This window comes from Scandinavium sp. NPDC088450 (assembly GCF_044900545.1).
Classification (GTDB): domain Bacteria; phylum Pseudomonadota; class Gammaproteobacteria; order Enterobacterales; family Enterobacteriaceae; genus Scandinavium.
Genome location: NZ_JBJDNI010000021.1, coordinates 62,278 through 81,631, shown reverse-complemented (window position 1 = coordinate 81,631; position 19,354 = coordinate 62,278). Strand labels below are relative to the sequence as shown.

The 19,354-nt window shown below is 53.3% G+C and carries 19 protein-coding genes; 11 read left to right on the top strand and 8 right to left on the bottom strand.

The features are described 5' to 3' along the window. Positions 1 to 97: 97 nt before the first annotated feature. From ACI2I2_RS17500 to ACI2I2_RS17490, 3 genes are all read left to right on the top strand, one after another. Positions 98 to 412, top strand: coding sequence for a DUF485 domain-containing protein (locus ACI2I2_RS17500; RefSeq protein ID WP_404659049.1), 315 nt, complete (start codon positions 98 to 100; stop codon positions 410 to 412). Then, a complete protein-coding gene (gene actP / locus ACI2I2_RS17495; protein ID WP_404659039.1) occupies positions 409 to 2,058 on the top strand; it encodes a cation/acetate symporter ActP in 1,650 nt (549 codons plus the stop codon). The genes ACI2I2_RS17500 and actP overlap by 4 nt, the downstream gene beginning before the upstream one ends. A gap of 152 nt (positions 2,059 to 2,210) precedes the next feature. Further along, on the top strand, positions 2,211 to 3,515 hold the full coding sequence (locus tag ACI2I2_RS17490) for a Gfo/Idh/MocA family protein (protein WP_404659038.1): 1,305 nt from the start codon (positions 2,211 to 2,213) through the stop codon (positions 3,513 to 3,515). Here ACI2I2_RS17490 and ACI2I2_RS17485 read toward each other — a convergent pair. Then, complete coding sequence (locus ACI2I2_RS17485; protein WP_404659037.1) at positions 3,492 to 4,181, bottom strand: LrgB family protein; 690 nt, start codon at positions 4,179 to 4,181, stop codon at positions 3,492 to 3,494. The genes ACI2I2_RS17490 and ACI2I2_RS17485 overlap by 24 nt on opposite strands. Further along, complete coding sequence (locus ACI2I2_RS17480; protein ID WP_330983735.1) at positions 4,174 to 4,584, bottom strand: CidA/LrgA family protein; 411 nt, start codon at positions 4,582 to 4,584, stop codon at positions 4,174 to 4,176. The genes ACI2I2_RS17485 and ACI2I2_RS17480 overlap by 8 nt, the downstream gene beginning before the upstream one ends. 102 nt (positions 4,585 to 4,686) lie before the next feature. Here ACI2I2_RS17480 and ACI2I2_RS17475 point away from each other — a divergent pair, with 102 nt between their 5' ends. The 3 genes from ACI2I2_RS17475 (at position 4,687) to ACI2I2_RS17465 (ending at position 7,584) form a co-directional block, all read left to right on the top strand. After that, the gene (locus ACI2I2_RS17475) at positions 4,687 to 5,574 is read left to right on the top strand and encodes a LysR family transcriptional regulator (protein WP_404659036.1); all 888 of its coding nucleotides are present in this window, start codon (positions 4,687 to 4,689) and stop codon (positions 5,572 to 5,574) included. Positions 5,575 to 5,899: 325 nt separating this feature from the next. Then, on the top strand, positions 5,900 to 6,985 hold the full coding sequence (locus ACI2I2_RS17470) for a porin (RefSeq protein WP_404659035.1): 1,086 nt from the start codon (positions 5,900 to 5,902) through the stop codon (positions 6,983 to 6,985). 2 nt (positions 6,986 to 6,987) lie between these two features. Next, positions 6,988 to 7,584 carry a DUF2057 family protein gene (locus ACI2I2_RS17465; RefSeq protein WP_404659034.1) on the top strand — a complete coding sequence of 199 codons (597 nt, stop codon included), beginning with the start codon at positions 6,988 to 6,990 and terminating at the stop codon, positions 7,582 to 7,584. 95 nt (positions 7,585 to 7,679) lie between these two features. Here the strand turns inward: ACI2I2_RS17465 and ACI2I2_RS17460 are convergent, their stop codons facing one another. After that, positions 7,680 to 8,534, bottom strand: a complete 855-nt coding sequence (locus tag ACI2I2_RS17460; RefSeq protein WP_404659033.1) for an SIS domain-containing protein — start codon at positions 8,532 to 8,534, stop codon at positions 7,680 to 7,682. A gap of 232 nt (positions 8,535 to 8,766) precedes the next feature. Between ACI2I2_RS17460 and murQ the strand changes: the two genes are divergently transcribed. Further along, complete coding sequence (gene murQ / locus ACI2I2_RS17455) at positions 8,767 to 9,678, top strand: N-acetylmuramic acid 6-phosphate etherase (protein ID WP_404659032.1); 912 nt, start codon at positions 8,767 to 8,769, stop codon at positions 9,676 to 9,678. A gap of 3 nt (positions 9,679 to 9,681) precedes the next feature. Further along, positions 9,682 to 11,121, top strand: coding sequence for a PTS N-acetylmuramic acid transporter subunit IIBC (gene murP, locus ACI2I2_RS17450; protein ID WP_404659031.1), 1,440 nt, complete (start codon positions 9,682 to 9,684; stop codon positions 11,119 to 11,121). A 66-nt stretch (positions 11,122 to 11,187) separates the two neighbouring features. On the opposite strand, the gene ACI2I2_RS17445 is transcribed toward murP, so the two are convergent. After that, entirely contained in the window at positions 11,188 to 12,834 is a 1,647-nt protein-coding gene (locus tag ACI2I2_RS17445; protein WP_404659030.1) for a Na+/H+ antiporter, read from the bottom strand. Positions 12,835 to 13,215: 381 nt separating this feature from the next. Here ACI2I2_RS17445 and ACI2I2_RS17440 point away from each other — a divergent pair, with 381 nt between their 5' ends. Both ACI2I2_RS17440 and ACI2I2_RS17435 read left to right on the top strand, forming a co-directional pair. Continuing rightward, on the top strand, positions 13,216 to 13,485 hold the full coding sequence (locus ACI2I2_RS17440) for a DUF1778 domain-containing protein (protein WP_404659029.1): 270 nt from the start codon (positions 13,216 to 13,218) through the stop codon (positions 13,483 to 13,485). Between the two features lie 3 nt (positions 13,486 to 13,488). Then, positions 13,489 to 14,007: a GNAT family N-acetyltransferase gene (locus ACI2I2_RS17435; protein WP_404659028.1), complete on the top strand. Its 519-nt coding sequence runs from the start codon at positions 13,489 to 13,491 to the stop codon at positions 14,005 to 14,007. A 48-nt stretch (positions 14,008 to 14,055) separates the two neighbouring features. Here the strand turns inward: ACI2I2_RS17435 and ghxP are convergent, their stop codons facing one another. The 3 genes from ghxP to soxR all read right to left on the bottom strand — a co-directional run bounded on the left by ghxP (position 14,056) and on the right by soxR (position 17,197). Next, on the bottom strand, positions 14,056 to 15,405 hold the full coding sequence (gene ghxP / locus ACI2I2_RS17430; protein ID WP_404659027.1) for a guanine/hypoxanthine transporter GhxP: 1,350 nt from the start codon (positions 15,403 to 15,405) through the stop codon (positions 14,056 to 14,058). Positions 15,406 to 15,799: 394 nt separating this feature from the next. Next, the gene (locus ACI2I2_RS17425) at positions 15,800 to 16,468 is read right to left on the bottom strand and encodes a glutathione S-transferase family protein (protein ID WP_404659026.1); all 669 of its coding nucleotides are present in this window, start codon (positions 16,466 to 16,468) and stop codon (positions 15,800 to 15,802) included. A gap of 267 nt (positions 16,469 to 16,735) precedes the next feature. Further along, the gene (gene soxR / locus ACI2I2_RS17420; RefSeq protein WP_404659025.1) at positions 16,736 to 17,197 is read right to left on the bottom strand and encodes a redox-sensitive transcriptional activator SoxR; all 462 of its coding nucleotides are present in this window, start codon (positions 17,195 to 17,197) and stop codon (positions 16,736 to 16,738) included. 86 nt (positions 17,198 to 17,283) lie between these two features. Between soxR and soxS the strand changes: the two genes are divergently transcribed. Beyond that, the gene (gene soxS / locus ACI2I2_RS17415; protein WP_330983749.1) at positions 17,284 to 17,613 is read left to right on the top strand and encodes a superoxide response transcriptional regulator SoxS; all 330 of its coding nucleotides are present in this window, start codon (positions 17,284 to 17,286) and stop codon (positions 17,611 to 17,613) included. On the opposite strand, the gene ACI2I2_RS17410 is transcribed toward soxS, so the two are convergent. After that, positions 17,598 to 19,196 (bottom strand): EAL domain-containing protein, encoded by a 1,599-nt coding sequence (locus tag ACI2I2_RS17410; RefSeq protein WP_404659024.1) that lies wholly within the window; start codon positions 19,194 to 19,196, stop codon positions 17,598 to 17,600. The genes soxS and ACI2I2_RS17410 overlap by 16 nt on opposite strands. Between the last annotated feature and the right edge of the window lie 158 nt (positions 19,197 to 19,354).

Here is a 19,354-nt window from a genome sequence, read left to right as displayed (position 1 = left end):
CTTATCCGGCCTACAGGTTAGTCCCCTCTCCTTTCGGGAGAGGGAGTTACACCCTCAAAACAATAAGTCCCCATAATACCTCTGGAGAAACTCTGTGATGAATAACGATATTTGTCAGCAGATAGAAGACAGTGCGCATTTCAGGGAGTTAGTCGAAAAACGGCAACGGTTTGCCACCCTTCTGTCCATCATCATGCTGATCGTCTACGTCGGTTTTATTCTGTTGATTGCCTTCGCCCCTGGCTGGCTCGGTACACCGTTGCACGCTGGAACCAGCGTCACTCGCGGCATTCCTATCGGGATTGGGGTGATTGTGATTTCTTTCGTGCTCACCGGTGTGTATGTCTGGCGGGCAAATGGCGAATTCGACAGGCTGACCAAGGCCGTTATGCGTGAGGTGAAGGCATCATGAAAAAGCTTATGACGGCACTCGCCGCCACGCTGCCCCTGGCGGCAAACGCTGCTGACGCCATTACCGGCGCAGTTGAGCGTCAGCCGACCAACTGGGAAGCCATCATCATGTTCCTGGTCTTTGTGCTGCTGACGCTGTACATCACCTACTGGGCCTCCAAACGTGTGAAATCGCGCAACGATTACTACACCGCGGGCGGCAATATCACCGGTTTCCAGAACGGGCTGGCGATTGCCGGTGACTTCATGTCTGCCGCGTCGTTCCTCGGCATTTCCGCGCTGGTGTACACCTCCGGCTACGACGGCCTGATTTACTCGCTCGGGTTCCTCGTCGGCTGGCCGATTATTCTGTTCCTGATTGCCGAACGCCTGCGTAACCTCGGGCGTTATACCTTCGCCGATGTCGCCTCGTATCGCCTGAAACAAGGGCCGATTCGTATTCTGTCTGCCTGCGGTTCACTGGTTGTTGTCGCGCTGTATTTGATTGCGCAGATGGTCGGCGCGGGCAAGCTGATTGAATTGCTGTTTGGCCTGAACTACCACGTTGCAGTGGTGTTGGTTGGCGTGCTGATGGTGATGTACGTGCTGTTTGGCGGCATGCTCGCCACCACATGGGTGCAAATCATCAAAGCCGTGTTGTTGCTGTTCGGCGCAAGCTTTATGGCCTTTATGGTGATGAAACACGTCGGCTTCAGCTTCAACAATCTGTTCACCGAGGCGATGGCAGTCCACCCGAAAGGCGCGGCGATCATGAGCCCTGGCGGGCTGGTGAAAGACCCGATATCCGCGCTTTCGCTCGGTCTTGGCCTGATGTTTGGTACCGCCGGATTGCCACACATCCTGATGCGTTTCTTCACCGTAAGCGATGCCCGTGAGGCACGTAAAAGCGTGTTTTACGCCACCGGTTTTATGGGTTACTTCTACATCCTGACCTTTATCATCGGATTTGGTGCCATCATGCTGGTTGGCGCTAACCCGGCGTTTAAAGATGCGGCGGGGCAGTTGATTGGCGGCAACAACATGGCGGCGGTGCACCTGGCAGATGCTGTTGGCGGTAGCCTGTTCCTTGGCTTTATTTCGGCAGTGGCGTTCGCCACCATCCTCGCGGTCGTGGCCGGATTGACGCTGGCGGGCGCATCGGCGGTTTCGCACGATCTCTATGCCAACGTGTTCCGCAAAGGCGCGTCTGAGCGTGACGAGCTGAAAGTGTCGAAAATCACCGTACTGGTGCTGGGCGTGGTGGCTATCTTGCTGGGCATTCTGTTCGAGAAGCAGAACATCGCCTTTATGGTGGGCCTGGCGTTCTCAATTGCCGCGAGCTGTAACTTCCCGATTATCCTGCTTTCCATGTACTGGTCGAAGCTGACCACGCGTGGCGCGATGATTGGCGGCTGGCTCGGCCTGTTAACGGCGATTATCCTGATGGTTCTCGGCCCAACCATTTGGGTGCAGATCCTCGGTCACGAGAAAGCGATTTTCCCGTATGAGTACCCGGCGCTGTTCTCGATAGCCGTGGCCTTCATCGGTATCTGGTTCTTCTCCACCACCGATAATTCCGCGGAGGGCCTGCGCGAACGCGAGCAGTTCCGTGCGCAGTTTATCCGTTCACAAACCGGCCTGGGTATCGAACAGGGCCGCGCGCACTAATCCCCTCTTCCCCGGCGATTTCGCCGGGGATCACATTTTTCCCCTTCACTTATTTTTATTCTCCTTCAGCGCGTTACAGTACCTAAATCTAAATGAAACGCTGTTTTTATTTCATCAATCCGATGATTCATTTTTTGAAGGGTAACAAGGATATGAAAAAATATGCGCTTGTCGGCACTGGCGGTCGTGCCGGGTTATACATTGCAGCTATTGGCGGGAAATGGCGAGATAACGCCCGAATGGTGGCCTTTTGTGACACCAACCAGACGCGAATGCAGTACGCCAATCAGCTTTTAAAGAACGAAGGCGCAGAGCCTGTCTCCACCTGGAAAGCGGCACAGTTTGAAGAGATGATCCGTGAAACTAAGCCGGATATCATCATCGTCACCACTCTGGACCGCACTCACGATGACTATATTGTGCGGGCACTGCACGCCGGGTGCGATGTCATCACCGAAAAACCCATGACTATTGATGAGCAGCGAGCCCTGCGCATTCTTGATGCCATTGAGCAAACTGGGCGGCAGGTCCGTGTGGCGTTTAACTATCGCTATGCCCCGCACCACAGCAAAGTGCGCGAGCTGCTGATGCAGGATGTGATTGGTCAGGTCAACTCGGTGCATTTTGAATGGCTGCTGAATACGGAGCACGGCGCAGATTACTTCCGCCGTTGGCATCGCGAAAAACGCAACAGCGGCGGTCTGTTGGTGCACAAATCCACACACCATTTCGACTTGATGAATTTCTGGCTTGGCAGCTATCCGGAGCGCGTTTACGCCGAAGGCGGGCTGCGTTTTTATGGCCGCGAAAATGCTGAGCAACGTGGGGTCACTCAATTTTATCCGCGTGCTGAGGGTTATGCCGCTGCAAAAGATGATCCTTTTGCGCTGCAGATGGCCGACAATCCGCAACTGAAAGCGCTGTATCTGGATGCCGAACATGAAGACAGCTACTACCGGGACCAAAGCGTATTCAGCGATGGGATCACTATCGAAGACACGCTTTCGGTGCTGGTGAAATACCAGAATCAGGTTCAGCTCACGTATTCACTCAATGCTTATTTACCCTGGGAAGGGCTGAACGTGGTCTTTAACGGCAGCAAAGGGCGGCTTGAGATGAAAATCGTGGAGAACTCCTACGTCAATGCCGGAGGAGAGCGCGACAACGAAGGCAGCCTGGAACAGTGCGATATCACGGTATTCCCGATGTTCGCCGCCCCCTGGAAAGCAGAGTTTACTCTGGGTGAAGGAGGTCATGGCGGTGGTGATAACGCCATGCTGGCTGACCTGTTTGGTGAACTGAGTCACGACCCGCTGCAGCGAGCCGCCGATCATCGAGACGGGGCAATGTCGATTCTGACGGGCATTGCGGGGAATATCTCCATGCAGCAGCAACGCCCGGTCAACTTTCGCGAGTTTGAACTGGTTTCGCGTTTAAAACATCACCAGCGAGACTAACGGCGCCACCAACACGGTGACCACGCCGGATAACATCATCACCAGACTGGCCACCACGCCTTCCTGCGGGCCCAGCTCGTAGGAACGCGCGGTGCCAGCGCCGTGCGAAGCGGCACCAAAACCGGCACCTTTTGCCAACCCTTCACGGATCGCCAGACGCATAAACAGGATATCGCCCACCGCCATGCCGAACACGCCGGTGATCACCACAAATAACGCCACTAACTCTGGCTGCCCACCAATCGGTTTTGCGGCCGCCAGCGCAAACGGCGTGGTGATGGAACGCACCGCCAGGCTGCGCTGAATTTCATCCGGTAGAGTAAACAGGCGAGCCAGCCAGACAGAACTGGTCACGGCAACAATGATTGCGGTGGTGACGCCTGCCGTCAGCGACATCCAGTGACGTTTGATGACCGCCAGATTGTCATACACCGGCACGGCAAACGCGATGGTCGCCGGGCCCAGCAGCCACAGCAGCCAGTGCGCTTCGCCCATGTAGTTTTGATAGGAAATGTGGCCAAAGACCAGCATCAGCACCAGTAAAATCGGCGTGAACACCAGTGGCATCAGCGGTAGTTTGCGAAAACGGCGATACAGGCGTTTGTTGGCGTAATAAAGCCCCAGAGTGATCGCAAGGCACAGCACGCTGAGCTGGAAGTTATTCATGGTTCATCCTGCGCAGCTCATAGCGATACACTTTATCGACCACCCAGGCGGTGGAGGCCAGCACCATCATGGTGCTCAGGGCAATGACCAGAAAAATGCGCCAGCCATCAATCATCAACAGTTGTGCATAGTTCACTACCGCGACCACAGCAGGCACAAAGAACAGCAGCATTTCAGCCAGCAGCCAGCGAGACCCGGCGCGAACCCATTTCAACGGTACGACACGGCAAACAATCAGGGCCAGCAGCAACACCATCCCCACCAGATTGGCGGGCAACGGTAAATGGCACCACGCCACCAGATGTTCAGCCAACACAAACAAACCGGCATACAGAACCACCTGCACCGGAACCTGAAGATGATGCAGGACAGCAGGCGTTACGCGCCCTAAGGCCACAGCCATGGAAGGAATTCCTGAAAAAAGTGAAGGCGCTCAGTATAGTGAGACGCCGACCGTGACTGAAATGAATTAAAATCATTGAAGGTATAGTTTCGAGGAATAATCATGGACATAAGAACGCTGCGCTATTTCGTCGAAGTGGTTCGCCAGCAGAGCTTTACCCGCGCGGCAGAGAAGCTGTTTGTTACGCAGCCGACCATCAGCAAGATGCTGAAAAATCTGGAAGATGAACTCAACTGTACCCTTCTCATTCGTGATGGTCGCAAACTGCTGCTGACCGACACCGGGCGCGTGGTGTTTGAACGCGGCCTGACCATCCTGACCGAATTTAGCCAGCTTGAAGCTGAACTCAGTGACATCAACCATCTGCACAAAGGCCTGCTGCGTCTTGGGATCCCCCCGATGGTCGGGATGCTGATGGCCGGGCCTATCAGCTTGTATCGTCAGCGTTATCCTGGCGTGGAGCTAAAAATTTCAGAGTTTGGCGGCCTGACCGTGCAACAGGCCGTGATCAACGGCGAGCTGGATGTGGCAATGACCGCGCTGCCTGTCGATGAAGAAAGCGGGCTTTCCACCCTGCCGCTGTTTAGTCACCCTTTGTGCGTGCTGGTGCCACGCTCAGGCGAATGGCTGAAAGTGGATTCGATTAGCCCTGAACAGCTGGCAGCGCATCCGCTGTTGATTTACAACGAAGATTTCGCCCTGAGCCGCCAGCTCATGCAGTTATTCACCGATCACAATGTCAAACCGCGCATCGCCGTACGCAGTGGCCAGTGGGATTTTTTGGCTGCTATGGTTCAGGCTGGCGTCGGCGTGGCTATTTTGCCCGAGCCCATCTGCCAGCGGCTGGATAAAAACACCTTGCGCTGGATCCCGCTCAACAGCGAACTGAATTGGCAACTGGGCATGATCTGGCGCGAAGGCTCCTATCTTTCACACAGCGCGCAAGCCTGGCTGAAATGCTGTGAGGGGTTTTGGTTGCCCGGGGCTTAATATATATTCCACCTGTATTGGGCCTATTTCGGTACAGGTGAATTTTTATTTCTATTTTTCAGTTCATACTCGCTGCTAAATAAGCAGGATGATTCTTGCTTATTGAAGGTTATTTGACCTCATCCTCTTTGATATTCATCCCTCCTGTTATTTTAAATCACCTCCTTCAGTCTTTATTTTCTCAGAGCATTCTTGCATTCGCGATATCAATTTTTGAACAGATTCACAAAAAACACGAAGGAATAAAAAATTACATTGATACGCAAAATCAAGAATGATTAATTCCAATTCTGTTTTTTACCTCATTTGTACAGGGATTAGTTTCGTGAAATTTAAATTTAAAACTCTAACAGCACTGTTCTTACTGGCCACCAGCAACGCAGCATTTTCCGCGCCGATTTATCAGGCTGATGATGGCTCATTTATCGATCTGTATGGCCGCTTAGGTTTCAACGTTTCAGACAAAAAAACCGGCAACACTTCTGGCGATTTTGACGCTCGTTTGGGCTTCTCTGCACGTCAGGCGATCAACGACAAAATGGCGGTCATTGGCCTTGCTCAGTATCAGGTGAATGCGGCTGAATATGCCAATAACGTGGCGGAAAATCCAAGCGATTTTACCGCTCGTTATGTGTGGGCAGGTCTGGATTTAGCCGAGTACGGTAAAATTACCGGCGGTCGTGTGTCTTCCGGCCTGATTATGTTTACCGATATCGGCGATGTATTTGCCAGCTCGGATGTAGCAATGGCTCGCCAGGCAAACTTTGTCGACCCAACCGCCGTTCAGGTATTCCGTCAGGATGGTACCATCCAATACCAAAATACCTTTGGTAATGTGGATGTCTCTGCAGCTTATCTTCTGGGGAATAACACTTCTGACCTGGATTACGGTTATAACGGCGCAGTTCGATATACGCTGGATATGGGTGATGCGGGTAAATTACAGCCGGTTATCGCGGCTCAAAAAGAAAAATCTCGCCATGATACGACTTCCACGTTGTATCACGACATGAGCGACGAATATTCTTTCTGGGGAATCGGGACCCGCTATTACATTGGTGATGTGATGCTAGGCCTGCTCTATGCTCAGGATCGCGTGACCTTCCTCGACGGTTCTTCTGACAGCGTAGATAAAGATTACGAAGCAACGCTGGTGTGGAACGTAAGCCCAGATTGGGCACTGCGCACCGGTTATCGCCACATGACGAACGAAGACGGCGACGGCCTGCAACTGCGCGATACCACCTTCGAAGTGCAGTACAAACTGACTCAGCGCAGCTCCATTTACACTTCATACTCCTGGCGTAACGGGAAAGAAGGGACCAACAAATACACCCAAAACCGCGTTTCCTTCGGCGGCAGCAACCCAGCGGACGATTACTACCACGTCGGTCTGCGTTACGAGTTCTAAGCATGAAAAAATTACTGTTAGTCTCCCTTCTGTTCTGCGGCTGCCAGGCGATGGCAGCCCCCCAACTCACCGTTGGGGATAACCTGACCGTGCTGGCGGCGAAGTCGGCGGATGTGAGTATTTTCAGCGACAATATCGCGCTGAAGGACGGAGAGCAGAAAGTTGTCGTGAAATACGACAGCCCGGAAAATCCGTCCTCAACCAATCAGAGCAACGGACGCGTGACGTCAAAGCCCTATCTTTTGACGTTTAACGCCACCGGCGACGAAAACATTGAGTTGATGACGAAAGTGGCGACGGATACGGCTGAAGTGCGGGCGTTAGCGAAAGAGCCGGTCTTCATCCTGACGGTGAATGGCAAAGCGGTGCCGTTTAAACATTCGCCGCTGATTCGCTCCAGTGCATTTGGGTCTATCAGTACATCCTGGGATTCGGTGGTGAATGGAGAGCCAACGCCAGTTGCGCCAACGGTTGTTGCTCCAGTGGCGACGTCGGGTCAGGCCGAATCAGACACGATGAAAGCGATGCAGAAACTCTATCTGCAAAGTGATGCGCAACAGCGAAAAGCGTTCCTGAAATGGGCGCTGGACGTGCAGTAATTCCCTTAACGTTCTGCTGAATTGCCCGGCGGCACTTCGTTTGCAGGACCTACAAGTCACCCAGGCCCGATAAGCGTAGCGCCATCGGGCAAAAATTAAAGTTTTTCCACCAGCTTACGACTCTGCTCGATCAACTCTCTGCGGTCTTCCTCGCCCTGCTGCAACAGGCAAACAAACAGCAAATCGATGAGTGTGTGCTGCGCGGTACGCACGGCAATGGAAGAGCTGTGGGTTTTGCTGCCATCGGCAATGGTGTCCAGCGTCACATCCGCTACCTGGCGCAGCGGCGACTGGTGCAGCGAAGTCAGCGCGATGATTTTTGCGCCTCGCGCTTTGGCTGTTTCTGCCGCCACCTGCACTTCCCGGCGGCTGCCGGAAAACGAGATAGCAATCTGCACATCGGCTGCGGTAAGCGATTGTGCAACGGTGATTTGCACGTGGCTGTCCATCTCATTCATCACCGGATAGCCAATTTTCATCAGCTTATAGGCCAGATCTTTGGCAATCAGCGACGAGCCGCCAATAGCCGTGATTTGTACACGCCCAGCCTGGCGAATCAGTTCGACCACCTGCTGGAGCTTGCTGAAATCCAGCCCTTGGGTGGTGTCGCGTAGCGCCTGCTGCTTTTCCAGCATCAGCTTCTCGGCGATGTCCGGGAAAGTGTCTTCGCTGTTGATTTCATTATGGATGTAAGCCACATCGTTCTTACGTTCGGTACTTTGCTGGCCCCACTCTTCCACCAGCGCAATTTTAAAGTTGGTGAAGCCCTTAAAGCCCAGTTTCTGCGCAAATTTAATGATGCTCGACTGGCTGATACCCAGCACGTCGGCAAGCTCTGGTGAAGAGAACTGTTTTACTCGCCCCGGGTTTTCGATGATGAAATCCGCGATCTTGCGTTCACCGGGTGTGAACAGGTCTTTGTTATGCAGAATAGTGTTGATGTGTTTCATATAACGGCAATCAATCGCTCAGGTCGGCTGGCTTAAACTGGGGTTAAAATGATAAGGCATTCCCCCACACATGGCACCCTTTCATCTCGTTACAACGTATGAAGGCGGCGATCGCGACCTTTCAGGTTGACCGGGATCACAGTTTGCCGTTTAGGGATAAAATATTACTTCTTATCGAGATTGCTGGAATATATTATTCCAACCATGAAATACATTCTTCATTGAGGCCGTTATGAAAATTGATTTATCCACCCTGACCACCGAAAGCCGCAACCTGGCCAGCGAAAACATCGATAACCTGTCTACCCTGGACATGCTGAAGGTGATCAACGAGGAAGATAAAAAAGTCGCTCTGGCGGTTGAAGAACAGCTGCCTGCTATCGCGAAAGCCGTGGATGCCATCACCCACGCGTTCGCCAACGGCGGCCGTCTGATTTACTGCGGTGCAGGGACTTCCGGTCGTCTGGGTATTCTGGATGCGAGTGAATGCCCGCCGACTTACGGCACGCCACGTGAAATGGTTATCGGCCTGATTGCTGGCGGCCATACCGCTATCCTTCAGGCGGTAGAAAATGCCGAAGATAGCCCGCAGATGGGCGAGCAGGATCTGCGTGATCTGGCCCTCAACGAGCGTGATGTGGTGGTGGGTATCGCCGCCAGCGGCCGCACACCTTACGTTATTGGCGCGCTGAATTATGCCCGCAGCGTCGGCGCAACTGTTGGCGCTATCGCCTGTAACCGTGGCAGCGAAATCGGCAAAATCGCCGACATCGCTATCGAGCCGCTGGTTGGCGCGGAAGTGGTTACCGGCTCTTCCCGTATGAAAGCGGGCACCGCACAAAAACTGATCCTCAACATGCTGACGACTGGCGCGATGATCCGCTCCGGTAAAGTCTTCGGCAATCTGATGGTGGACGTGGAAGCCACCAACGCCAAGCTTATCCAGCGTCAGGTTAACATCGTGGTACAAGCCACCGAGTGCACACCTGAAGAAGCTGCAACAGCGCTGGCTGCGTGCAACCGTCACTGCAAAACAGCCATTGTGATGATTCTGGCTGGTGTGAGCGCCGCAGATGCCAGCGAGATGCTGTCCAGCAATAACGGCTTTATTCGCAGCGCCATACAAGGAATTGGGAGCAACTAACTCATGGCTAAAATAACAAGCTCAATGATCGAGCAACTGCTACAGCTTTCTGGCGGGAAATCGAATATCAGCGTCTGCGGCAACTGCATGACGCGCCTGCGCCTGACGCTGGTCAATCGCGATGCGGTGGATATCGACAAACTGAAAGCTGTACCTGGCGTGATGGGCGTCATTAACGGTGACGATCAGCTGCAAATCATTCTTGGCCCAGGCAAAGCGCAAACGGCCAGCGAGATGATGAATGAGATGATCAAAGCAGAAGGCGGTGAAACCGCTGCGCCTGCGACCGACGCCAACCTGAAATCTCAGGCCAGCGAGAATAAAGCGAAGATGAAGGGCAAGCAAAACAGCGCTGTTCACAACTTCCTGACCAAATTCGCCACCATCTTTACGCCGCTTATCCCAGGCTTCATCGCTGCGGGCTTGCTGCTGGGTATCGCGACCCTGCTGCAACAGATTTTCGACACGCCAGCCAGCTGGATGGTCGAGCTTATCGCCTACATGAAAGTGTTCAGCATTGGCCTGTTCACCTTCCTGAGCATCCTGATTGGCTTCAACACTCAGAAAGCGTTCGGCGGTTCCGGCGTTAACGGGGCAATTATCGCGTCGCTGTTTATTCTGCGCTACGTGCCGGAAGGCAAAGTGGGCTACTACGCGGGCATGCAGGATTTCTTCGGCCTGACGATTGACCCACGCGGCAACATTATCGGCGTGCTGCTGGCCTGTATTCTGGGTGCGTGGATTGAGCGCCAGGTGCGTCGTTTCATTCACGACGACCTGGATATGATCCTGACCTCAGCCATCACCTTGCTGATTACTGGCGCTATCACCTTCACCGTGATTATGCCGATTGGCGGCGAGCTGTTTAAAGGCATGTCCTGGCTGTTCCTGCACCTCAACGGCAACCCGTTCGGTACCGCGCTGCTGGCTGGTCTGTTCCTGATTGCGGTGGTGTTTGGTATTCACCAGGGCTTCGTACCGGTGTACTTCGCGCTGATGGATGCGCAGGGCTTTAACTCCCTGTTCCCGATTCTGGCGATGGCCGGTGCGGGTCAGGTCGGTGCTTCACTGGCGCTCTACTTCCGTGCTAAGCAGGGTTCAGTGCTGCGTGGTCAGATTAAAGGCGCTATCTTCCCGGGCCTGCTGGGTATCGGTGAGCCGCTGATTTACGGTGTGACGCTACCGCGCCTGAAACCGTTTATCACGGCCTGTATTGGCGGCGCTGTCGGCGGCTTCTTTATTGGCCTGGTCTCCTGGCTTGGTCTGCCTGTTGGCCTGAATACCGTCTTCGGCCCATCCGGCCTGGTCTCTATTCCGCTGATGACCTCTTCTCAGGGTATCTTCGCCGGGATGGCAGTTTATGTGGCAGGTATTTTGATTTCTTATCTTGCAGGGTTTGTATTGACCTGGTTCTTTGGCAGTAAAAACGTTGACCTGCAGTAACGGGTAACGTTATTCCCCCCCCCTTTAAGCCGCCTTTAATGGCGGCTTTTTTTTGGGCGGAAGTGATTACTGATCTTCTATCAACAGCGCTTCCAGCAAATCGAGGTCATGCAGCAGCTTTTGCAGCGTTTCGTTGCTGATTTGCCGTGTGGCACGAAGATGGTAGAGCTCACCGCGTTCTGAGCGTAAAGCTGCAAGACGGAAACGTCGCTCCAGCGATTCTTCCAGCATTGACGTTTCCACGTCATTTCGCCCGTCCGCGCGGCGACGCAAATTACCGATCACTCGCGAGCTGACTTCGGTCAGAAGCTGATTGTCGATGTTCTCTTCCGTGTCCACGGCCATGCGTTCCACTTTTTTCTGAATGGCGACAATCGCCACTTCTGCGGTTGCGGCTCGTGCCAGACGCTCTTCTTTATGCTGCTGGGAGTGATCGGCCACCTCGATGTGCTGAAGCAGAATTGGCATCACCACCACCGCCACAAACAGCGAGAAAAGGATCACCCCGGCGGAAAGGAACACCAGCTCATAACGAGCCGGGAAGACGTTGCCATCCGGCAGAAGAAGCGGAATTGACAGCACACCGGCGAGGGTGATTGCCCCGCGAACCCCAGCGAAAGAAGCAATAAGCAGCTCGCGCGTGCTCCAGCTTCCGAACTCCATTGGCTTTTTCTTCAGGAAACGCTGGCTGAAGCGCTGCATCGTCCATAACCAACCGAAACGGACGATCATTAGCGCGGCGTAAATAAGGATGATGTCTGCGAATAACATCCAGGTCTCGACGTTCGGATCGGCTTCAGCTGCCACCAGCGACGTTTCGAGGATGCCCGGCAACTGCAAACCTAACAGCAAGAACACCATGCCGTTAAAGACAAATTCAAGCATTGCCCAGGTACTGTTTGCACGTAGACGCATCGCCAATGGCGCAGTGCGCATCACGCCGGAACGGGTGATGGTCATCCCTGCTGCAACGGCGGCGAGAATGCCAGACACCCCGATGTGTTCCGCGAACAGATAAGAAGCAAACGGCAGAAGGAACAGCAACACAATCTGTGTCGCCGGTTCGTCACCGCCCCAACGGCTGAGAAAACGCATCGAGCGGCCATACAGCCAGCTCACCGCAAACCCGGCAAGGATGCCGCCAATGGCAACTTTCAGAAATTCCAGGCTGGCGCCTCCGACGCTGAACACCATGGTGCCCATCGCCACAGCCACCGCAAATTTCAGCGACACCAGGCCAGAGGCGTCATTCATCAACGCTTCGCCCTGCAAAATCCCCATAATTTTCTTAGGAATGCGCCCTTCGCCCACAATGCCAGAGAGCGCAACGGCATCGGTCGGTGACAGCACGGCCGCCAGCGCAAAGGCAGGGATCAGCGGAATGCCCGGCACCACCCAATAAATCAGGAAGCCGATACCAACCACGGTGACTATCACTAACGCCAGCGCAAGACCGAATATCTCTCGCCCATGCTCGATAAACTCACGAGTCGGCGTCTTCCAGCCATCGGCAAACAGCAATGGCGGAATAAACAGAACGAGGAACAGTTCCGGATCAAACTCGACGTGCAGCCCAAACGTCGGCCACGCCAGCAGCGCCCCGATGGCGATTTGCATCAGCGGCAGGGGGATCTGGAAGGGTAATACACGGGTGATCACCCCGGAAAGGGAGACCAGTAGGATCATGATCAGTATTGTGAAGAAAATTTCCATGCTATCCCTGTATGCGATGTCTTGTTTCTATTGCAGTGCTTGATAATACGTCATCCAGCTTATCGCAAAGAACGGCAGGATGTGCCCTAAAATGCAAAATGGCTGATAAATCATTACGTAAGAACAGAAACACGATCGCAACATTGTACTCTGTTCAGCCTCCCTTGCGGGATACACACTTTCTGGAAGCTCGCTCGCAAAGGCAGCAGCTAACCCCGCCACACAGCAAATTATGCTTGCCGCCGTCAGAATCCAGGTGCTTTATTGTTGAAAATTTGCTCGCTACGCTTTATATTTTTTGTACGGAATAATCCCGTACGTAAAAACATCCCGCGCAACGAGCACGACAGCCGCTTTGTAAAGGCTGCCGAGGAGTAGAGAATGCCAGCCCTGAAAAACCAACGTATCGATCTCAGGCTGACCGATGAGGACAAAAGCATGATCGAAGAAGCGGCTGCAATGACCAACCAGAGCATCACCCAGTTTATGGTGACAAGCGCTTCAGAGCGCGCCGCTGAGGTGATTGAGCAACATCGTCGTCTGATTCTGAATGAGGCCTCCTGGAACCAGGTGATGGAAGCCATTAGTCATCCACCAGCCCCTAACGACAGGCTGAAAAAAGCGGCAAAACGCCTCAAAGACAGGGAGTAAGCGGTGGATCATCTGAAGATTGAGATTTTCTCTGAAGCGGCGGAGTATGACTTTACAGGCTTCGATTGCGGCGAAGAAAATCTCAATATTTTCCTGAAGGACCACCTGTTCCGGCAGCATCGGGGACGCATTTTACGGGCTTATCTCCTGCTAACACCGCATCCGTTACCCAAAGTGTTGGGCTACTACACGCTGTCCGGAAGCTGCTTTGAGAAAGCCACCCTCCCCTCCAGCACACAAAAACGCCAGGTGCCTTACGCCAATGTACCGAGTGTCACATTAGGTCGTCTGGCTGTGCATCGTGACCTTCACCGCCAGGCATGGGGATCGACGCTTGTCGCACATGCCATGCGGGTTGTTTATCAAGCTTCAAAGGCGGTAGGTGTACATGGTCTGTTTGTGGATGCTCAATCAGAGAAGGCCAAACAATTTTACCTGAAGCTCGGTTTTATCCCATTGGTTGGAGGGAACGCCAATTCGCTTTTTTTCCCGACAAAATCAATTGAAAAGCTGTTTGAGTGACATAAAAAAAGCCCCTCGCGAGGGGCTTCATAACACACAGCGTCGAACTTAAATCGCCCAACCACCTGCGTAGAACGCGACCAGCGCCAGCGCAATGATCACGGTGCCGATATTCAGCTTACGCCATTCACCTGACACGATGCGGCCAATCACCAGGGTCGCAAAACCAATCATGATACCGGTCACGATGTTACAGGTCAGCACGATGAAGACCGCCGTGATCAGGCCTGCCATCGCATCAACGAAGTCATTGAAGTCGATTTTCGCCACGTTGCTCAGCATCAGCAGACCCACGTACATCAGCGCCGGAGCGGTAGCGTAAGCAGGAACCAGATAAGAGAGTGGCGAGAGGAACAGGATCAGCAGGAACAACACACCCACGGTGATGGCAGTCAGGCCGGTTTTCCCGCCTGCCGCCGTACCCGCAGCAGATTCGATATAGACCGCTGCAGGCGCCGCGCCCACCAGACCAGAGAACACGCTGCTCAGGGAGTCGGTGGTCAGCGCTTTACCGCCGTTAATGATCTGCCCGTCTTTATCCAGCAGGTTAGCCTGACCGGCGACCGCGCGAATGGTCCCTGTCGCATCGAAGACTGCGGTCATGACCAGCGCAAGGACGCTTGGCAGAACCACCGGATTCAGCGCGCCCATGATATCGAGGCTACCAATCAGGGAATTGCCGTGCTCATCGCTCAGGGAAGGCATCGCAAAAATACCGGAGAAATGCACTGATGGGTCGAAAATCAGACCCACGACGGAAACGCCAATGATAGTCAGCAGAATACCACCCGGCACTTTGAGTTTTTCCAGACCGATAATCACCGCCAGACCAATCAGCGACATAATGACCGGGAAGCTGGCGAAGTGGCCCAGCGTGACCGGCAGACCGTCCAGTGGGTTTTTGATAACCAGACCCACGCCGTTAGCGGCAATCAGCAGCAGGAACAGGCCGATACCAATACCCGTGCCGTGCGCAACGCCCTGCGGCAGATTGCGCAGGATCCAGCTACGGATCCCGGTGGCAGAAATCACGGTGAACAAAATACCCATCAGGAATACCGCACCGAGAGCGACAGGAATGCTGATGTGCTGGCCCAGAACCAGGCTGAACGCGGTGAACGCGGTCAGTGAAATCGCACAGCCAATGGCCAACGGCAGGTTAGCCCACAGGCCCATGACCAGTGAACCGACACCCGCAACCAGGCAAGTCGCTACGAAGACGGCCGCAGGTGGGAAACCTGCTTTGCCGAGCATACCTGGCACGACGATAACGGAGTACACCATCGCCAAAAAGGTGGTTAACCCGGCAACGATTTCCTGACGAACCGTGCTACCACGGGCTGAAATTTTGAACCAGGCGTCGAGCGAACCGCCGGTACGCGCTGAAGGCGTAGACATAGCAAACATCCCCTGAGAGTTTTTTATCATTCGTTCGTCTGCGTGGTGGACAATCCACTGCCAGCTAAGCGTCATCTCCCTGTGCTACATCGCGACTAAGGGGAGCCGCAAAAAAGCAAACGTTTAACTCCGCGCAGACAAAAACGGTGTTCAATGTGACCCGCCACTGAGTTTACGCAACGCAAAAACAGGGCCGGCAAAAAAAGGCAAACGATTATCTGGCTTTTATACTGCCCTTTTCAACTGATGTTTATGCGATTTGGCTAAATTTCGCTTATGACGGCGAAGAAATCGCCAACGTGTGCGCAAACGTTATCGTCTATGCGCAATCTGGCAACAATTTTGTGGACGAATATTTTCATTCCTGGCCGTCATCGGTTTTTGTGATGGCGAATTACGCGCCAGGAAAATCGAGCGGGCCACCCTGTTGAATGGCTCTTTGCCAGGCTGGACGCATTTCGACCCTTTTCTTCCACGCACTAAGATGCGGCATTGCCCCCTGCTCGCCACGAGCCAGAAGTGCCATCGCCGGATAGCTCATCTGGATATCCGCCATGCTTAGCGTTTCCCCGGCAAACCAGGGATTTTGCGCAAGGTGTGACTCGATAAACGCCGCATGCGTCGCCAGTTGCTTGTTCAGATACGCTTTTTGCACGCCTTGCCCAAGGATTTTCCCTACCGTACGCAACCCAATAGGCACCGGCGGCTTACCCAGAGACCCAAAGACCAGTTTCATTAACAGCATCGGCATCAGCGATCCTTCGGCGTAATGAAGCCAGAAGCGATACTGAATACGTGCCTGAGGATCTGAAGGTTTTAGTTTTTGCTCAGGGTCACGCGTTTCCTGGAGGTATTCGAGGATCGCCCCCGATTCCGCCAGCACCGTCCCTTCATCTTCCAGCACCGGAGACTTGCCCAGTGGATGGACTTTTTTCAGTGCTTCCGGTGCCAGCATGGTGGGTTCGCGCTGGTAGCGCACGATTTGGTAGGGCAATTCCAGTTCCTCCAGCGCCCAAAGCACGCGCTGGGAGCGGGACAGATTGAGATGATGCACCGTCAGCATGGCGGTCTCCTGTGAGTTGTTCAAAATAACTATAGGAACTGTGGCGTAAGGCGGGAAAAAATTCGGCGAAAAAGACGCCCGTTTTGCTGGCAAAAGAGCGCGTCCGGCATAGACTTAAAGTGTCAGCACAAACCGGAACCTCCAACCCATTTGATCGACTGAGGCGTACTGATGTCGGGGGAAACCCTCCCGTGAACCAGCGGGATAGAGAGAAAGACAAAGACCGGAAAACAACTAAAGCGCCCTCGTGTGGCGCTTTAGTTGTTTCTATTCTTTATCACCCGGGAAATGCGCGCCCGGCCCTTTCTCGCCAAGCATGTCACCTGGGTTTCTCAGCGGGCAATCTCGATGCGATAAGCAGCCGCAACCGATGCACCCATCAAGCTGATCCCGCAGCGCCACTAACGTATTGATGCGGCTATCCAACTCTTCACGCCATTGCGACGAGAGCTGTTTCCAGGCCTTCGGGCTCAGATTGTGCCCTTCCGGCAACACACCCAAGGCATCGCTAATGGTCGAAAGTGGAATGCCAATTCGCTGGGCAATCTTAATGATCGCCACATAACGCAGCACATCACGACGATATCGCCGCTGATTGCCGCCATTACGCGTGCTTTCGATAAGCCCTTTGCTTTCATAGAAATGCAGCGCCGAGACGGCAACGCCGCTACGTTTTGCCACCTCACGCGGTGTGAGCAGCGTTTTAATGCGGGGAGATTTCTTTTCCATAAAGCGCTTTACCTCAAGTTAACTTGAGGAATTATACTCGCCCGCAGACAAAACGACGAACCGAGAAGGTGAAAAAGAGGCCGCTTATGTCCCATCAGCAAATTGTTCAGACTTTAATTGAATGGATTGATGACCATATCGATCAACCCTTAAACATCGACGTTGTCGCGAAAAAATCAGGTTATTCAAAATGGTATTTGCAGCGGATGTTCCGCCAGGTCACGCATCAGACACTGGGGGATTACATTCGTCAGCGTCGGCTGTCGATGGCGGCAGAAGAGCTCAGAACCACTCAGCGCCCGATTTTTGATATCGCGATGGATTTAGGCTACGTCTCACAACAGACGTTTTCACGGGTATTTCGCCGCGAGTTTGACAGGACGCCGAGCGATTACCGCCATCAGATCTCAGCCTGAGTGACCTTGCGCATGACCGATTGTGTCGAGCGTTGCTGCCACTGGATAAACTCCTGCGGTGGCATCGCTTTCGCAAAGTGCCAGCCCTGACAGTATTCCACGCCGCGTTTTAACAGCCAGCTTACCTGCTCAGCCGTTTCCACCCCTTCCGCGATCGTTTTCAGTCGCAGGCTTTGCGCCATTTCAATGATGTGCTCAGCTATCAAATGGCTGGTGCTGTTGGTGGTCAGGGTATCGACGAATGACTTATCGATTTTGAGAATATCGACGTTCAGCGAATAGAGGTTATGTAAGTTGGAATAGCCGGTGCCGAAATCATCGATCGCCACTTCGTAGCCCGCCTGGCGAAACGCCTGAATAACGGGCGTCGTTTTCGGCACATCAATAAACCCTCGTTCGGTCACTTCGATTTTAATCTGCTGCGCACGTACCCGATACTGCTGGGCTTTGTCAGAAATCATCGCAATCAGACGCGAAGAGTGGAAATCCGATGCCGAGAGGTTAATCGACACATAAAGCTCAGGCTGGCTTTGCAGAAAATGGCCTAAATCCGTGAAGACATGCTCCACCACGTAATCCGTGACTTGTTCAATCAGCCCTTCTTTTTCTGCCAGCGGAATAAATTCGGCCGGACTCATGACCGGGCCGTCAAAGCCAGGCCAACGCAGAAGCGCTTCTGCTCCCACGCATTGATTATTTTTAATATCAATGATGGGCTGATAGTGCAGGCGCAACTGCTGCTTGATAAGCGCACGTTGCAACATACGTTTGGGGGAATTTAACCGCTGCCGGGTACGCGTCCACACCAGCAGAATAATGAGGCTACAAATGAGGCCCAGCGGCAGCGTCAAGGTTGACTGATGGCGAAAATTGTCGAGATAACGGGACACCGACGACGAAATAATAATGGCAATCGGTCGCTTGTCGGACAACGCAATGGTGTAAAAACGCCCATCATGCTGAAACGCAGAGTTGCTGTCGCGGAGTAAGGGCTTCAGGGTTGCCAGATTTGCATTTTCGCTGAGGGAAAAGAATTCATTGGTTTTGGTGTCAAAGGCACCAAAAGAGATCGTGTCATCGTCCGTCACCACTTCACTGTAAGAGAGTGGATTAATCACCGCAACATAATTCCCCCGCTGCATGTAGGTCATGTTATAACCCGGGTAAAAGGGGGTATCACGATAATAATAGATAGCGATATCAGGATGACGGCGATAATTCGGTTCAGGCATTTGCCATGCTTTGTCAGGATGCACCGCTGTGGAGCATAAAAACTGATTATCTTTGGCGTATATTAAATCCTGCACGTATAAACGGCCGCGAACAATATTTAACATCTGCTGCTGATGTTCTGGCGAACACACGGCACCGGTAAAGCGTTCTGCTGCATCGTGCGCGAGATCGGCCTGGCGGATAACGTGTTCTGTTTTATTTAGCGCAATATGAGCGAAGTTTTGCAGTTGGCTGTGGGTTTCAGATTCAGCACGTAGCTGTGCAAACCAAAGCGCAAGCATCACCGGCAGGAGCACGACGACGATCACCCCCAAGCCCCTCAGCACGTTGCTTCGCGCACTCTGATTCATATTCAGCCTGATATCCCTGCATATAATGTGCCTGCTATTCAGGCTGGATGCTTTCTGACAGGTGATTACGTTGCATGAATCAATCAACATTAGCAACCGTCTTTTGCCTGGAAAAACCTAATATTTGTTTATGACGATAATATTTGCCCGTAAGGCAA

Coding starts and splice junctions, on each gene's coding strand:
- ACI2I2_RS17445 (WP_404659030.1), bottom strand. CDS start 12,834: ATGGAAATTTTCTTCACAATACTGATCATGATCCTACTGGTCTCCCTT.
- soxR (WP_404659025.1), bottom strand. CDS start 17,197: ATGGAAAAGAAATCTCCCCGCATTAAAACGCTGCTCACACCGCGTGAG.
- ACI2I2_RS17440 (WP_404659029.1), top strand. CDS start 13,216: ATGCCAGCCCTGAAAAACCAACGTATCGATCTCAGGCTGACCGATGAG.
- ACI2I2_RS17480 (WP_330983735.1), bottom strand. CDS start 4,584: ATGGCTGTGGCCTTAGGGCGCGTAACGCCTGCTGTCCTGCATCATCTT.
- soxS (WP_330983749.1), top strand. CDS start 17,284: ATGTCCCATCAGCAAATTGTTCAGACTTTAATTGAATGGATTGATGAC.
- ACI2I2_RS17485 (WP_404659037.1), bottom strand. CDS start 4,181: ATGAATAACTTCCAGCTCAGCGTGCTGTGCCTTGCGATCACTCTGGGG.
- actP (WP_404659039.1), top strand. CDS start 409: ATGAAAAAGCTTATGACGGCACTCGCCGCCACGCTGCCCCTGGCGGCA.
- ACI2I2_RS17490 (WP_404659038.1), top strand. CDS start 2,211: ATGAAAAAATATGCGCTTGTCGGCACTGGCGGTCGTGCCGGGTTATAC.
- ACI2I2_RS17425 (WP_404659026.1), bottom strand. CDS start 16,468: ATGCTGACGGTGCATCATCTCAATCTGTCCCGCTCCCAGCGCGTGCTT.
- ACI2I2_RS17410 (WP_404659024.1), bottom strand. CDS start 19,196: ATGAATCAGAGTGCGCGAAGCAACGTGCTGAGGGGCTTGGGGGTGATC.
- murQ (WP_404659032.1), top strand. CDS start 8,767: ATGAAAATTGATTTATCCACCCTGACCACCGAAAGCCGCAACCTGGCC.
- ACI2I2_RS17475 (WP_404659036.1), top strand. CDS start 4,687: ATGGACATAAGAACGCTGCGCTATTTCGTCGAAGTGGTTCGCCAGCAG.
- murP (WP_404659031.1), top strand. CDS start 9,682: ATGGCTAAAATAACAAGCTCAATGATCGAGCAACTGCTACAGCTTTCT.
- ACI2I2_RS17460 (WP_404659033.1), bottom strand. CDS start 8,534: ATGAAACACATCAACACTATTCTGCATAACAAAGACCTGTTCACACCC.
- ghxP (WP_404659027.1), bottom strand. CDS start 15,405: ATGTCTACGCCTTCAGCGCGTACCGGCGGTTCGCTCGACGCCTGGTTC.
- ACI2I2_RS17500 (WP_404659049.1), top strand. CDS start 98: ATGAATAACGATATTTGTCAGCAGATAGAAGACAGTGCGCATTTCAGG.
- ACI2I2_RS17465 (WP_404659034.1), top strand. CDS start 6,988: ATGAAAAAATTACTGTTAGTCTCCCTTCTGTTCTGCGGCTGCCAGGCG.